This window comes from Xanthomonas theicola, assembly GCF_014236795.1.
Classification (GTDB): domain Bacteria; phylum Pseudomonadota; class Gammaproteobacteria; order Xanthomonadales; family Xanthomonadaceae; genus Xanthomonas_A; species Xanthomonas_A theicola.
The window spans coordinates 2,416,575-2,429,921 of sequence record NZ_CP049017.1 but is presented as its reverse complement, the minus strand read 5'-3'; the positions used below and the strand labels follow the sequence as shown (position 1 = coordinate 2,429,921).

At 69.4% G+C, this 13,347-nt stretch carries 13 protein-coding genes and 1 pseudogene; 4 read left to right on the top strand and 10 right to left on the bottom strand.

The annotated features are described in order from the left end of the window. The first annotated feature begins 125 nt into the window (after positions 1 to 125). From dnaJ to G4Q83_RS11290, 3 genes are all read left to right on the top strand, one after another. Entirely contained in the window at positions 126 to 1,256 is a 1,131-nt protein-coding gene (gene dnaJ, locus G4Q83_RS11300) for a molecular chaperone DnaJ (protein WP_128419477.1), read from the top strand. A 237-nt stretch (positions 1,257 to 1,493) separates the two neighbouring features. Next, positions 1,494 to 2,402 carry a pyridoxal kinase gene (gene pdxY, locus G4Q83_RS11295; RefSeq protein ID WP_128419478.1) on the top strand — a complete coding sequence of 303 codons (909 nt, stop codon included), beginning with the start codon at positions 1,494 to 1,496 and terminating at the stop codon, positions 2,400 to 2,402. Then, positions 2,399 to 3,511 (top strand): prephenate dehydrogenase, encoded by a 1,113-nt coding sequence (locus G4Q83_RS11290; protein ID WP_128419479.1) that lies wholly within the window; start codon positions 2,399 to 2,401, stop codon positions 3,509 to 3,511. The genes pdxY and G4Q83_RS11290 overlap by 4 nt, the downstream gene beginning before the upstream one ends. A gap of 225 nt (positions 3,512 to 3,736) precedes the next feature. Here G4Q83_RS11290 and G4Q83_RS11285 read toward each other — a convergent pair whose 3' ends face one another. The 5 genes from G4Q83_RS11285 to G4Q83_RS11265 form a co-directional block, all read right to left on the bottom strand. After that, positions 3,737 to 3,949 carry a hypothetical protein gene (locus G4Q83_RS11285; RefSeq protein ID WP_128419480.1) on the bottom strand — a complete coding sequence of 71 codons (213 nt, stop codon included), beginning with the start codon at positions 3,947 to 3,949 and terminating at the stop codon, positions 3,737 to 3,739. Between the two features lie 107 nt (positions 3,950 to 4,056). Continuing rightward, positions 4,057 to 5,823 (bottom strand): ABC transporter transmembrane domain-containing protein, encoded by a 1,767-nt coding sequence (locus tag G4Q83_RS11280; RefSeq protein WP_128419481.1) that lies wholly within the window; start codon positions 5,821 to 5,823, stop codon positions 4,057 to 4,059. Continuing rightward, on the bottom strand, positions 5,820 to 6,413 hold the full coding sequence (locus G4Q83_RS11275) for an IMPACT family protein (protein WP_211288266.1): 594 nt from the start codon (positions 6,411 to 6,413) through the stop codon (positions 5,820 to 5,822). The genes G4Q83_RS11280 and G4Q83_RS11275 overlap by 4 nt, the downstream gene beginning before the upstream one ends. Positions 6,414 to 6,504: 91 nt before the next feature. Then, the gene (locus tag G4Q83_RS11270) at positions 6,505 to 7,428 is read right to left on the bottom strand and encodes a hypothetical protein (protein ID WP_128419483.1); all 924 of its coding nucleotides are present in this window, start codon (positions 7,426 to 7,428) and stop codon (positions 6,505 to 6,507) included. Next, positions 7,425 to 7,979, bottom strand: coding sequence for an RNA polymerase sigma factor (locus tag G4Q83_RS11265; RefSeq protein ID WP_128419484.1), 555 nt, complete (start codon positions 7,977 to 7,979; stop codon positions 7,425 to 7,427). The genes G4Q83_RS11270 and G4Q83_RS11265 overlap by 4 nt, the downstream gene beginning before the upstream one ends. A gap of 218 nt (positions 7,980 to 8,197) precedes the next feature. On the opposite strand from G4Q83_RS11265, the gene G4Q83_RS11260 reads away from it, so the two are divergent. Continuing rightward, entirely contained in the window at positions 8,198 to 11,071 is a 2,874-nt protein-coding gene (locus G4Q83_RS11260) for a bifunctional diguanylate cyclase/phosphodiesterase (protein WP_128419506.1), read from the top strand. Positions 11,072 to 11,391: 320 nt separating this feature from the next. On the opposite strand, the pseudogene G4Q83_RS11255 reads toward G4Q83_RS11260, so the two are convergent. From G4Q83_RS11255 to G4Q83_RS11240, 5 genes and pseudogenes are all read right to left on the bottom strand, one after another. Then, a pseudogene (locus G4Q83_RS11255) lies at positions 11,392 to 11,684 on the bottom strand (transposase); the annotation flags it as partial. Between the two features lie 217 nt (positions 11,685 to 11,901). After that, on the bottom strand, positions 11,902 to 12,156 hold the full coding sequence (locus G4Q83_RS11250) for a Txe/YoeB family addiction module toxin (protein ID WP_128419485.1): 255 nt from the start codon (positions 12,154 to 12,156) through the stop codon (positions 11,902 to 11,904). Then, positions 12,153 to 12,404 (bottom strand): type II toxin-antitoxin system Phd/YefM family antitoxin, encoded by a 252-nt coding sequence (locus tag G4Q83_RS11245; RefSeq protein WP_128419486.1) that lies wholly within the window; start codon positions 12,402 to 12,404, stop codon positions 12,153 to 12,155. Before G4Q83_RS11245 ends, G4Q83_RS11250 begins: the two co-directional genes overlap by 4 nt. A 48-nt stretch (positions 12,405 to 12,452) precedes the next feature. Further along, positions 12,453 to 12,632 (bottom strand): tyrosine-type recombinase/integrase, encoded by a 180-nt coding sequence (locus G4Q83_RS24630; protein WP_211288267.1) that lies wholly within the window; start codon positions 12,630 to 12,632, stop codon positions 12,453 to 12,455. Beyond that, a complete protein-coding gene (locus tag G4Q83_RS11240) occupies positions 12,566 to 13,120 on the bottom strand; it encodes a hypothetical protein (protein ID WP_211288271.1) in 555 nt (184 codons plus the stop codon). The genes G4Q83_RS24630 and G4Q83_RS11240 overlap by 67 nt, the downstream gene beginning before the upstream one ends. Positions 13,121 to 13,347 lie beyond the last annotated feature (227 nt).

Sequence of the window (13,347 nt, the reverse complement as noted above, 5' to 3'; positions counted from 1 at the left end):
GGTCCCGCTGTTTTCCGGTCCGACGCTGTTTTCCGGTCCTGCCATTGCGCATCGCCTGGAGTAGCTGCTTTGAATCACTCCCATTTCCTGCCGGGTCCCGAGTCCCGAGTCCCGAGTCCCGATCAATGAGCAAACGCGACTACTACGATGTGCTGGGCGTGGCCCGCACCGCCGGCGACGACGAACTCAAGAAGGCGTATCGCCGCTGCGCAATGAAGCACCATCCCGACCGCAATCCGGGCGACCATGCGGCCGAAGCGGCGTTCAAGGAATGCAAAGAAGCCTACGAGGTGCTGTCCGACGGCAACAAGCGGCGCCTGTACGACGCGCACGGCCATGCCGCGTTCGCACACGGCATTGGCGGTCCGGGCGGCGGCGGTCCGGGCGGCCCGGACATGGGCGACATCTTCGGCGACATCTTCGGCAACATCTTCGGCGGTGCCGGCGGCGGCCGTTCGGCGCGGCGCGGCGCCGACATCGGCTACGTGCTGGAGCTGGACCTGGAAGAGGCGGTGGCCGGGATCGAGCGGCGCATCGAGATTCCGACCCTGGGCGAATGCGCGCACTGCCATGGCAGCGGTTCGGAAGACGGCAAGGTCGAGATCTGCGGCACCTGCCAGGGCCGCGGCCAGGTCCGGATCCAGCGCGGCATCTTCGCGATGCAGCAGAGTTGCCCGCATTGCGCCGGCCGCGGCCAGATCGTGCAGAACCCGTGCGGTATCTGCCATGGCGCCGGCCGCGTCGAGGAAGCCAAGGTGCTGTCGGTCAAGATCCCGCCCGGCGTGGACAGCGGCGACCGCATCCGCCTGTCCGGCGAGGGCGAGGCCGGTCCGGCCGGTACCCCGGCCGGCGACCTGTACGTGGAAGTGCGAGTGCGCGAGCACGCGATCTTCCAGCGCGACGGCGACGACCTGCATTGCGAAGTGCCGATCCGCATCTCCCAGGCCGCGCTCGGCGATACCGTGCGCGTGGCCACGCTGGGCGGCGAGGCGGAGATCCGCATTCCCGCCGAGACCCAGACCGGCAAGCTGTTCCGGCTGCGCGGCAAGGGCGTGCGCTCGGTACGCAGCCGCAGCGAGGGCGATCTGTACTGCCGCGTGGTGGTGGAAACGCCGGTCAACCTCACCGCCGATCAACGCAAGCTGCTGGAGCAGTTCGAATCCACCTTCACCGGCGAGGACGCGCGCAAGCATTCGCCGAAGTCGGCCACCTTCATCGATGGCGTCAAGGGCTTCTGGGACCGGATGACGTCGTGAGTGTGGTTCGGTTCGGGACTCGGGACCGGGGGGATGGTCGCCAGTGCGCGGCATCGTCGCTTTTCTGTAGGAGGGGCTAAAGCCTCTCCTACAGAAAAGCGGTTGGGCTGAAGTTGCGAAAAATCCGCTTTTTTTCTTCAAATATCTCGCGCTTTTTTTCATCAAATCGCTCGACAGCGATTTGCGCCGAGACATCATTCTGCCGTCCCGAGTCCCGCCAAGCCTTAGACTACGGCGATGATTCCATTCGCCGAAAGCCACCTGATCCACGGCCGTCGCCAGCGCCCCGATGGGCCGGTTCCGGTCGACGTCGTTTCCGTGCAGTCGCAATTGGTCTACGGCCACGCCGGCAACAGCGCGGCGGTCCCGCCGCTGCGAGCGCTGGGCCTGCGCGTGGCCGAGATTCCAACCACGTTGCTGAGCAATGCGCCGTTCTACGCGACGCTGCGCGGCAAGGTGCTGCCCTGCGACTGGTTCGCCGACCTGCTGCTCGGCGCCAGCGAGCGCGGCCTGCCGCAGCGCGCGCGCATGCTGGTGTCCGGCTACTTCGGCAGCGTCGGCAACGGCGCTGCGTTCGCCGACTGGCTCGACGCCACCCTGCCGCAGTGCCCGGCGCTGCGCTATTGCCTGGATCCAGTGATCGGCGATACGCATACCGGGCCCTACGTCGAGCCGGGGCTGGAGACCGTGTTCGCCGAACGCCTGCTGCCGCATGCGTGGCTGGTCGCGCCGAACGCGTTCGAGCTCGGCCGCCTGACCGGGCTGCCGGCGCTGGCCCAGGACGATGCCGTCGTCGCGGCGCGGGCGCTGCTCGCGCGTGGGCCGCAGTGGGTGTTGGCGCACAGCGTCGGCGGCGACGAAGGGCAACTGCTGACGCTGGCGGTGAGCCGCGAGGCGGTCTACTGCTGGCGCTCGCCGCTGCTGCCGGTGGACGTGGCCGGCACCGGCGACGTGCTGATGTCGCTGCTGGTCGCGTTCCTGTTGCGCGGCGACGCGTTCGAGCTGGCGATCGGCCGCGCCATCGCCGGCGTGCACGCGGCGCTGGAAGCGACCCTGGCCGCGGGCTACGAGGAACTGGACGTGCTCGCCGCCGCGCCGGCGGCGCTGGCCACGCCGCTGCGCTTCGCCGTCGAGCGCCTGGCGTGAGCCTGCGCCCGGTGGTCGGCATCGTCGGCAGCGCCGGCGCCTACGGCTGCTGGCTCAGCCGGTTCTTCCACGAGCGCATGCAACTGCATGTGGTCGGGCACGATCCGGCCGATCCGCAGTCGCTGGATCCGGACGCGTTGCTGCACCGCGCGCAGGTGCTGATCTTCTCCGCGCCGATCCGGCACACGCCGGCGTTGATCGGCGACTACGTGCGCCGCGCCGGCGGCCGCGAATCCGGGCAGCTGTGGCTGGACGTGACCTCGGTCAAGCGCGAGCCGGTGGCGGCGATGCTGGCCTCGCAGGCGGAGGTGGCCGGCCTGCACCCGATGACCGCGCCGCCGAAATCGCCCACCCTGAAGGGCCGCGTGCTGGTGGTGTGCGAGGCGCGGCTGGCGCACTGGCGCGCGTGGCTGCAGCAGCTGTGCGCGGCGCTGGAGGCCGAATGCGTGCGCAGCACGCCCGACCACCACGACCGGGTGATGGCGCTGGTGCAGGCGATGGTGCATGGCAGCCATCTGGCCCAGGCCGGCGTGCTGCGCGAGCATGCGCCGACGCTGGGATCGCTGGAGGCGCTGATGCCGTACCGTTCGGCCTCGTTCGAACTGGACACCGCGATCATCGCGCGCATCTTGGCGTTGAACCCGGCCATCTACGAGGACATCCAGTTCGGCAACCCGCATGTCGGCGGCGTGCTCGACGGATTGATCGCGCAACTGTCGCGGTTGCGCGATCAGGTCGGCCGTGGCGACGACGCGGCGCGCGCGCAGTTCCGCGCCGAGTTCCTCGACGCCAATCGCCAGGCGCTGGGCGAGACCGCGATCGCGCACGGCAACTACCGCTACGAACGGGTCGGCTACCTGCTCGCCGATCTGACCGAGCAGCTGACCCTCAGCGTGTATCTGCCCGAGGACCGCGCCGGTTCGCTGCGCGCCTTGCTGTACGTGTTCGAACGCCACGGCGTCAGCCTGGCCTCGATCCATTCCTCGCGCACGCCGGCCGGTGAGCTGCATTTCCGCATCGGTTTCGATCACGCCATCGTCGCGTCGGCGCTGGATGCGGCCGCCGCCGAGATCGACGCCAGTGGCATCGGCCGGGTATTGCCGTGCTAACCGGTTGTAGGAGCGGCTCCATCGGCTGCGACCGGAAACGCGACTGCGCGTCATCCACAGGTGGTGTGGATGGAATGCGCGCAAACATGTGGATAAGTGCCTGCGCGCCTTGATGGGCGGACGTGTCAAGAGGCTTGGCCAATCATTGACCACTTGCGCCGTGCACTGTCGCACAGGAGGCCGACGCAGCGCGTCGTCTCCTTTGCGCGCATCGCGCATGCGCGCTCACACCGCGGTCAGGGTCAGCTCGCCGCCGGTGGTGGTGAATTGCTGGCCGCGGCGGATCAGCTTGCGGCCATCGGCCAGTTCGTAGCGCAGCGCCGGTCCGCAGGGCGCATCGTGCTGCGCCTGCTGCTGATGCTGAGCTTCGTCCTGGAACTCTGTGATCAGATAGGCCTCGCCGTCGGGACCGAGGGCGGGCAGTTGGCGAAAGGACATGGCGTGTCTCCTGTCGAATGCGACTCATCGCGCTGGAGTGCGCCGCCGGCGATGTCGGCGCCGGGGCGCAGCGGGACCGTAGTCCCGCCAACGTTAGCGCAGCGTGCTCAGTCGATGAATTGCAGCCGTGCCAGTTCTGCGTACAGGCCGCCCTGCGCCAGCAGTTGGGCATGGGTGCCCTGGGCGACGATGCGGCCATGGTCCATCACCACGATGCGGTCGGCCTTGAGCACCGTCGCCAGGCGGTGCGCGATCACCAGCGTGGTGCGCCCGGCCATCAGCCGTTCCAGCGCCTGCTGCACGGCGTATTCGCTCTGGGCGTCCAGCGCACTGGTGGCTTCGTCCAGCAGCAGGATCGGCGCGTCCTTGAGCAGGGCGCGGGCGATGGCGATGCGCTGCTGCTGGCCGCCGGACAGGCGCGCGCCGCGCTCGCCCAGCTCGCTGGCGTAGCCGTGCGGCAATTGGCGGATGAACGTGTCGGCCTCGGCCGCCTGCGCCGCGGCCTCGACCTCGGCGTCGCTGGCCTCGAGCCGGCCGTAGCGGATGTTGTCGGCGGCGCTGGCCGCGAACAGGGTCGGATGCTGCGGCACCAGGCCGATGCGTTCGCGCAGCGCCGCCGGGTCCAGCTCGCGCAGCGCGGCGCCGTCCACCCGCAGTGTGCCCGACTGTGGATCGTGGAAGCGCAGCAGCAGCGACAGCACGGTGCTCTTGCCGGCACCGGAGGGGCCGACCAGGGCCACGCTCTCGCCGGGCCGCACATGCAGATCGAAGCCGTCCAGCGCGGGATGGTCGGGGCGCTGCGGATAGCGGAACACCACGTCCTCGAAGCGCACTTCGCCGTGCAGCGGCTGCGGCAGCGCGCGCGGCAGCGCCGGCGCCACCACCTCGGGGCGTTCGTCGAACAGCTCGGCGATGCGGCCCATGCCGCCGGCCGCGCGCTGCAGGTCGTTCCAGACTTCGGCCAGCGAAGCCACCGAGCCGCCGCCGAACATCGCGTACAGCACGAACTGGCCGAGCGCGCCGGCGCTCAGTTCGCCGGCCGCCACCTCGTGCGCGCCGGACCACAGCACCAGGACGATCGCGCCGAACACCAGCACGATCGCTGCGGCGGTGATCAGCGCCTGCGCGCCGACCCGTCTGCGCGCCACGTCCACCGACAGCGCCAGCGCCTGGCCGAAGCGGCCGCGCTCGTAGGGTTCGCGCGCATGCGCCTGCACCGTGCGCACCGCCCCCAGGGTTTCGGCGGCCAGGGTGTTGGCGTCGGCGACGCGATCCTGGCTGGCACGCGAGATCTTCTGCAGACGCCGCGCGCCGAGCACGATCGGCAGTACCGCCAGCGGGATGCCGAGCAGCGCGTAGGCGGCCAGGTGCGGGCTGGTCGCGAACAGCATCACGACGCTGCCGATCACCGTCACCATGCTGCGCAGCGCCACCGACATGGTGCTGCCGATCACCCCGCGCAGCAGTTCACTGTCGGCCGACAGCCGCGAGACCAACTCGCCGCTGCGGTTGCGGTCGTGGAAGCCGGCGTGCAATCCGAGCAGGTGCGCGTACAGGCGCCCGCGCAGGTCGGCGATCACTCTTTCGCCGAGCAAGGACACGAAATAGAAGCGCATTGCGGTGGCGATCGCCAGCACCACCGCCACCGCGAACAGCAACGCGAAGGACTGGTTGATCTTGTCGCCGTCGCTGAAGCCGTGGTCGATCATCTGCCGCACCGCCACCGGCAGACTCAGCGTCGCGCTGGAGGAGACCGCCAGCGCGGCCAGCCACGCGCCGAACAGGCCGCGTTGGCGCCGCACGAACGGCCACAACGTGCGCAGGCTGCCAAGCTTGCGCAGCGACTTGGCCTGGTCGGCCGACGGATCGTTCATGCGGGGGAGGTTTCCGAGCAGCGGACCCTGTTCCGTGTGGCGTCGCGCAGCCGTGTTTTCAAGGCAGGCAGGCGATCGCTGGGCAGGCGCAGGCGCAGTTCGGCGCCGTGCGCATCGAAGCGTTCGCCGAGTTTCTCCGCGGCGCAGGCGGCCAGTGCCGCGTGCACCGCGCCGAGGTCGTCGAAGCCGCAATGCAGCGTCAACAGGCTCAACGCCAGCAGCGGCTGCCGCGGCGCCAGCCGCAGGCACTCGGCGGCGGTGCCGCCGTAGGCGCGGACCAGGCCGCCGGCGCCGAGCTTGATGCCGCCGTACCAGCGCGCGACCACCACCACGACGCGGTCCAAGCCCTGCCCATCGATCGCCGCCAGGATCGGGCGACCGGCGGTGCCGGACGGTTCGCCGTCGTCGCTGGAGCGGTACTCGTCGCCGTGGCGGTAGGCCCAGCAGTTGTGGGTGGCATCGGCCGCCGCGACCTGTTGCACGAACGCCAGCGCCGCGCCGGCATCGGCGATCGGCGCGGCGTGGGCCAGGAAGCGGCTGTGCTTGATGTCCACGCTGTGGCTGACGGGGCGGGGAAGTGTATCTGGCATCGGCGCCATTCTAGATGAGGCGCAGCGGGCGATCGCGGCTGCGGGTGCAGCAGTGCGACGCCGGCTGCGCCTGGACGACCGGGTGCGTGCGTCAGTCGTTCAGCAGGTCACGCAGATCCTCGGGGATGCGCGCATGCGGATGCTCGCGTTGGAAGCGTTGCAGGCTGGCGCGCGCGGCCGCCGGCGCGCCCGCGTCGCGGCGCGCGCGGATGCGCTCGAGCCAGCGTCGCCGCGACAGCCGGGCGTCGGCCTGGGCGATGGCCGCAAGCGCCGGATCGGCGCCGGCAAGGTGCGCGGAGGGCGACGCTGGGGCCGCGTCCGCCGCGCTCGGCACCGCCGCTGCAGGTGCTGCCGCGATGCCGCCTTGCATGCGCGCGACGGACGCGGGTGCCTGCCGCGCGTGCGCGTCCGCTGCGTCGCTGTCGGCGCGCTCGCCCAAGACCTGGCGGCGTTCCCACAGCATGCGCTGTTGTTGGCGCTGCACTGCGTGCACTTGCGGCGCGCGCGCGGCGGTCTTCGCCAGGGTTGCGTCCGCGTCCGCGGGAGGCGCGGGTGCGGCCGGCGGCGGCGCCACTGGGGACGGCGCGGCGATCGGTACCGGCCCGGGCATGGCGGGTGCATGTGCAGCCGATAGCGGTGCTGCAGGGACCGCGCGCAGCGACCGCGGTGCGCTGCCGGCGGCGGGCGCCGGCGCCGGCAGGCGCACCTGCCAGGCGATGCCGACCGCCAGCGCCAGTGCTGCCGCCAGCCCGGTCAAGGCCGGCCAGCGCATGCCGTGGCGCGGTCTTGCGCTGGAACCGGCATCGTCCGGCGGCAATGGCGCCGTGGCGATCGGCGCCGGCGCGGCATCGGTGGCGTGCAACGGCGGCATGGATGCCAGCCCCGCCGCGACCGCGGCGCGCGCTGCGGCCAGGATCGATGCGTCCAGCGCCGCCGACGGTAGCGCCTGGCGGCTCAGCCGCAGGTGTTCGGCAAGGGCGCGTTCCCGCGGGGTCAGCGGCTCGTCGGCAGTCATTCGCCCAGCCTCGCCCGCAGTTTGTCCAGCGCATAGCGCAGTCGCGATTTGACCGTCTCGCGGCCGACCCCGGTGATCTGCCCGATCTCCTCCAGGCTCAGTTCCTGTTGCAGGCGCAGCAACAGCACGTCGCGTTGCTCCTCCGGCAGGTCGTCGAGCGCCAGTTGCAGATGGCGCCGCTGTTCGAACGCGGACAGCCGCCGCTCCGGCGTATCCGGGTCCGGCACGCTGGCGGTGCGCTGTTCGGCGTCGGCCGGCGCGGCCGGGCGGTGCTTGGCCGCGCGCCAGTGGTCGCCGAGCCGATGGTGGGCGATGCGCAGCAGCCAGGTGCTGAATGCCGCCTGCGGCTGCCATCCCCGGCGCGCGGCGATGACCCGCTGCCATACGTCCTGGAACAGTTCCTCGGCCAGCGCCACGTCGCGCAGCTGGCGCAGCAGGTAGTGGTAGAGGCGGCCGCGGTGGCGCGCGTACAGCGTCTCGAACGCACCGGCGTCGCCGGCCGCATAGGCCAGCATCAGGGCTTCGTCGCTGGCTTCGACCAGGGTGTCCACGGCGGCAAGCCTAAGCGTTTGCCGGTCTCGCGCATAGGGTGGCGCGGGCGCTACGCCGGCGCAGCAGGGCAGCAGGGCATCAGGGCGGCGGGCAGCGACGGCAGTGAACGCGTCAGCGACAGGCGCGGGGTCATCGCGTGACCGTTCACGCAACGGGTATGCTGGCGTCTAAGGGGGAGGCGTGGGGCAGGTCCGACGCCATGCAGGAGTTGTTGTCGATGTCGTTCGAGCCGTCTGCGACCGCCCGCAAGGATCAACCCGACGGCCACGCCCCGATACAGACCGCGGCTGCCTTGTGCGGCTTGTTGCCGCCTGGCAGCCACGTCGCCATCGCCTGCGGCGATGGCGCGGTCGGCCCGCTGTTGGGCGCCACGCCGCATGCGCCGGAATGGTTGCCGGCGCTGGTCCGGCGCCGCCTCGCCGAGACCGTGTCGGCGCCTGCGCCTGCGCTGCTGCACGTGCTCGAGGCGCCGGACGGCGCCTGCGTGGCCGTGGCCGTGCAGCTGGCACAGCCGTTGTCCGAGTCGCAGTGCGCGGCGTGGTTCGAGATGGCGGCCGCGTTCGGCCTGGCGCTGCTGGAAGCGGAGCGGATGCGCGCGCGCGCCGAGAACCTGGAGAAGTCCAAGCAGTTGCAGCAGGCGCTGTACGAGATCGCCGACCTGGCCGGCGCGGATCTGGAAATGGGGCAGATGCTGCAGCACGTGCATTCGGTGCTGGACTCGCTGATGTACGCGGAGAGCTGCTACGTCGTCGAGTACGACGAAGAACAGCAAAGCATGCGCTTTCTGTATTTTTCCGACAGGCACGACGACTTCGTCGCCGACCCGGGACAGTTGTATTTCCTGCGCGAGATGCCCAACAGCCTCACCTTCGCCCTGCTGCGCCATGGCCGGGCGGTGCGCGGGTCGTTGGAGCAGGTGCGCGAGCGCCTGCAGGTGCGCTACGACGCCTTGCACGGCCCGCAGAGCAAGGATTGGCTGGGCGTGCCGATGCTGCGCGAAGGCCGCGTCTGCGGCGCCATCGTGGTGCAGAACTACGACCGTGCGATGCGCTATACCGACGCCGACCGCGCGCTGCTGGCGTATGTCGCCCAGCATGTGCTGACCGCGATGGACGGGCGCCATGCGCAGGTGCAGCTGGAGCGGCGCGTGCAGCTGCGCACCCAGGAGCTGCAGCATGCCAACCACGACCTGCAGAACGAGATCCTGGAGCGCAAGCGCGCGGAAACCCTGCAGCTGGCGTTGTTCCGCATCGCCGAGCTGGCGATCCGTTCGGAGAGCCTGCAGCAGTTCTACGCCGAGGTGCATGCCATCGTCGGCGGGCTGATCGATGCGCGCAACCTGTACATCGCGCTGCTGTCCCAAGACGGGAGGATGCTGGAACTGGTCTACTCGGTGGACGAGTACAGCCCACGGCGGCCGCTGCGGCGGCGCGGCAAGGGACTGACCGAGTACGTGATGCGCAAGCGCCGGCCGATGCTGCTGGAACTGGCGGACATCGAGGCGTTGGTGGCGCAGGGCGAGGTGCAGGAATGCGGCATGTGCTCGCACAGCTGGCTCGGCGTGCCGTTGTTCGACGAGGGCGAGGTGGTCGGCGCGATCGTGGTGCAAAGCTACACCACCCAGGTGCGTTTCACCGAGTACGACCAGCGCCTGCTGACCTTCGTCGCGCACAACGTCGGCGGCGGCCTGGCGCGGCAACGCGCGCAGGAGCGGCTGCGGCTGGCGCATGCCGAGTTGGAGCAGCGGGTGGCCGAGCGCACCCGCGAACTGGCCGAGGTCAACCAGCAGTTGCTGTCCCAGATCGCCGAGCGCTGGCGCGCCGAGCAGCGCCTGACCCACCAGGCCCTGCACGACGCGCTGACCGGGCTGCCCAACCGTTCGCACCTGCTCGACCGGCTCGGCGATGCGATCGACCGCGCACGCAACGGCGACGGCATGGCCTTCGCGGTGCTGTTCCTGGACCTGGACCGGTTCAAGCTGGTCAACGACAGCATCGGCCATGCCGCCGGCGACGAGATGCTGGTGGAGGTGGCCAAGCGCATCGTCTCCACGCTCGGCAGCGACGACGTGGTCGCACGCCTGGGCGGCGACGAATTCGCGATCCTGGTGCAGTGCGAGGACGGCCTGGAGGGGGCGCGCCAACTGGCGCAGCGCCTGCTCGGCGTGCTCGGCCAGCCGATGTGGGTGGCCGGCCGCGAGTTGTTCCCGTCCGGCAGCCTGGGCATCGCCGCCTGGCACCCGCGCTACAGCAATGGCGAGGAGCTGCTGCGCGACGCCGACGCGGCGATGTACCGCGCCAAGGCGCAGTCCCGGGACCGCTGCGCGGTGTTCGACGAGGCGATGCGCGAAGCGGCGCTGCGCAGCCTGGACCTGGAGGCGGACCTGCGCCGGGCGATCAACAATCGCGACTTCCTGCCGTTCTACCAGCCGATCGTGCGCCTGGGCGACGGTCAGGTGGTCGGCCACGAAGCGCTGCTGCGCTGGCGCCACGAAAGCCGCGGCCTCCTGACGCCCAGCCAGTTCATGGACCAGGGCGAGGACAGCGGGCTGATCGAGCAGGTGGATTGGCTGCTGTACGCACAGGTGATCCGGTGCCTGGCCCGGGGCGGCAGCGGCTATGTGTCGGTCAACGTCTCGCCGCGGCATTTCCGCTCGCCGGACTTCACCGAACGGCTGTTCGGCCTGATCGACGCCGCCGGCGCCGATCCGCACCGGTTGCGGGTGGAGATCACCGAGGTGGCGCTGCTCGACGACGCACCGCGGACGCTGGCGATCCTGCAGGCGCTGTGCAAGCGCGGTGTGCTGGCGCAGCTGGACGACTTCGGCACCGGTTTCTCGGCGCTGTCGTACCTGCATCGTTTCCCAATCTCGGCGCTGAAGATCGATCAGAGCTTCGTCGCCGGCCTGCACGGCGACACGGGCGCCGGCAGCTATGCGCTGGTGCGCGGCATCCTGGCCCTGGCCGGCACGCTCGGCATCGAGACCATCGGCGAAGGCGTCGAGACCGGGCAGCAACTGGCCACGCTGCGCGAACTGGGTTGCGACTACGGGCAGGGTTACCTGCTGGGGCGACCTGCGCCGCGCGATTGACGGCGCGCGCGTTGGTTCCTGCTCGCGAGGGATTTGGCATGCGTCTGGCATGCGTCGGGGCCAAGGCGGCGTGGATGGCATCCGATGTCTCCATTCGGAGATCTGGCGCCAAGCTTTGCTTCTGCTCCTGTTATTGCTTAAGGCAAGGCTGATCAATCGCCTGCATCGGCCAGACGGCCTGACGAGATGGCTCAACTGGTCCTGGGGAGGCCATTTCTGGCAGTCTCCGCCCCCGTTTTGGCGCTCCGGGCTGGCTTGGCAGCCCCACCGGGCGCCGCTATGCCGCCCACCGGGCACGCGCCAGGGACAGGTTCGCCAGAGCGCACCTGCTCCCGACGAGCCGGTGCGCTCACCACTTTTTTCGCAGGACGTCCTTGATCACCTCGTTCTCGAGCACCTGCTCGGCCAGCAGTTTCTTCAACCGGCCGTTCTCGGTCTCCAGTTCCTTGAGCCGCTTGGCGTCGGGCACGCGCATGCCGCCGAACTTGCTCCGCCACAGGTAGTACGACGCTTCGCTGAAGCCGTGCTTGCGGCACAACTGCTTGACTGGCAATCCGGCCTCCGCCTCACGCAGGAAGCTGATGATCTGTTCTTCGCTGAAACGCTTCTTCACGTCCAATCTCCTTGGCCTGAGGGATTGGACTCCAAATCAGCCTGCTACTCTAAATAGGGGGGGGACGTCGCACCGGCCGCGGCTGTGGAGAAGGAAATCCTCCAATTCAGATCACGTGTTGCACTTGATTCTTGAGACCGCCCAGTTTCAACGGGATGTGGGAACGTTGAGTTCGTCACCAATACATGAAAAGCCTCGCAAATAGCGGGGTTTCTTGTCAGTAGTGGTATCGAGCTTGTGCAATCATCAACACGTCGCCTTCGACCTTGTAGACGATCCGGTGCTCATCGTTGATGCGCCGCGACCAGTAGCCAGCGAGCGCATGGCGCAGCGGCTCGGGCTTGCCGATGCCTTGGAAGGGATCGCGCTGAATCGCCTTGATCAGCTCGTTGATGCGCTTTAGCAGTTTCTTGTCGGCCTGCTGCCAATAGAGGTAATCCTCCCAGGCGTCATCCGAGAATCGCAGGATCACTCGGCCGGTTCCCGTACCTGCCCGTTCCCAGCTTCAAGCTGCGCGATCGAACGCAGCAGGCGTTGTGCGTTCTTCGGGCTGCGAAGCAGGTAGGCGGTTTCCTCCATCGCCTTGTAGTCCTCCAGGGACAACATGACGACCGATTGCTGACTGTTACGGGTGATGATGACCGGCTCATGGTCGTTGATCACGCGGTCCATCGTGTCCGCCAGCGAGGCGCGAGCGGCGGTGTAGGTGATGGTGTCCATGGGACTCTCCGATGTGTACAGAAAATTGTACGCATCGGGCGGAGCGGGTCAAGTTCCCAGTTTGGCGACGGCCTCTGCCAGCTTGTCCGGATCCAGGTGCGCGTATCGTAGGGTCATGCGGATGTCGGAATGTCCCAGCAGCTCCCGCATCGTGTTGAGGTTTACACCGGCCATGACCAGGCGGGAAGCGAACGAGTGCCGCAGATCGTGGAAGCGGAAGTTGGCCAACTCGGCCGATGCGCACAGCTCTCCCAACTGCTGTTGATGTTGTCCATGCGGCCGCCGGTCTTGGGCGAGGGGAATACCAGGCCGGTTCCGCCGCTCTGGCGCTTCCAGCGCGCGAGTACGTCCAGCGCCTCGGCGTTGAGCGGCAGGTGGCGGGCCTTGCGCGACTTCGCGTTGCCTGGATTTGGGGATGTGCCGCTCAAGCGGGCACCGCCGCTGTGGTGATCATCGTCAGATCGATCGGGATTGCCAGTGAACAGCGGTTTGTTGCGTCTATGCGTATATTGGTCGCCACCTGGAGCGCGGCTGCCGCTTCGGCCGCGGCCAAGCCGGATGCGGCCGCCTACCACGATGGCGGCGCCGAGCCGGCCGCACCGTACATCGAGCAGGTCGGCCCGGGGTGCATGATGGTCACTGTATACCTGCGGCAGCGCGACGGCGGCGTCTTCCAGAAGATGGTCCTGCGCGAGCCGGTGGAATGCAGCCGCCATGGCGACAGCCTTGTCGCGTCCGATCCGTCTCGCCAGGGCGGATCGCCCAGTTCCAAGTAGGCCGCATCGCCGGCGGCCGGCGTGGTCGCATGCCGTGCCCGCGCCATCTCGTCCGCGCCATTGGGGGGCCTACGCCCGTGCCGGGATGCGGAGCCAGGGCAAGCTGCAGGACCACGGGTGAACCCCACGGCCCGACCGGCGGTGGGCTGCCGCACGGCCCGGCGGCG

What these genes read in the sequence shown, in the direction of transcription:
- dnaJ (WP_128419477.1), top strand. Translation starts at nt 126, where the DNA reads ATGAGCAAACGCGACTACTACGATGTGCTGGGCGTGGCCCGCACCGCC.
- G4Q83_RS11275 (WP_211288266.1), bottom strand. Translation starts at nt 6,413, where the DNA reads ATGCCAGATACACTTCCCCGCCCCGTCAGCCACAGCGTGGACATCAAG.
- G4Q83_RS11240 (WP_211288271.1), bottom strand. Translation starts at nt 13,120, where the DNA reads ATGGCGGCTGCATTCCACCGGCTCGCGCAGGACCATCTTCTGGAAGAC.
- pdxY (WP_128419478.1), top strand. Translation starts at nt 1,494, where the DNA reads ATGATTCCATTCGCCGAAAGCCACCTGATCCACGGCCGTCGCCAGCGC.
- G4Q83_RS11270 (WP_128419483.1), bottom strand. Translation starts at nt 7,428, where the DNA reads ATGACTGCCGACGAGCCGCTGACCCCGCGGGAACGCGCCCTTGCCGAA.
- G4Q83_RS11280 (WP_128419481.1), bottom strand. Translation starts at nt 5,823, where the DNA reads ATGAACGATCCGTCGGCCGACCAGGCCAAGTCGCTGCGCAAGCTTGGC.
- G4Q83_RS11260 (WP_128419506.1), top strand. Translation starts at nt 8,198, where the DNA reads ATGTCGTTCGAGCCGTCTGCGACCGCCCGCAAGGATCAACCCGACGGC.
- G4Q83_RS11245 (WP_128419486.1), bottom strand. Translation starts at nt 12,404, where the DNA reads ATGGACACCATCACCTACACCGCCGCTCGCGCCTCGCTGGCGGACACG.
- G4Q83_RS11285 (WP_128419480.1), bottom strand. Translation starts at nt 3,949, where the DNA reads ATGTCCTTTCGCCAACTGCCCGCCCTCGGTCCCGACGGCGAGGCCTAT.